Here is a 257-nt window from a genome sequence, read left to right as displayed (position 1 = left end):
ATTTTCTAGCAATGAGCCCATTAACTCACAATCTGTTACACCATCAACGTTACCTCCTGCTGCTTGTATTTGTTCTCTTTCTTTTGGAATATCAGACTCTAAAATAATAAAATCTCCAACTACAGCTGCAACGCCATCTACCTTTACCGATTGAAATGCTGATGAAACACTATCTGTTTTTTTAGTTGATTTTTCTTCAACTTTATCTTCAATAATTTCTTGTGCAGATAATGTATTTACAGTTAAAATCACTGTAA

The 257-nt window shown here is 32.7% G+C and carries 1 pseudogene; it reads right to left on the bottom strand.

Going from position 1 to position 257, the window contains the following annotated elements:
• Positions 1-257: pseudogene (locus FUA24_RS25335) on the bottom strand (peptidylprolyl isomerase); the annotation flags it as partial.

The sequence above is a fragment of the Seonamhaeicola marinus genome (assembly GCF_008085455.1).
The sequence above is the reverse complement of the archived record's forward strand: the minus strand, read 5'-3'. Positions and strand labels throughout refer to the sequence as shown.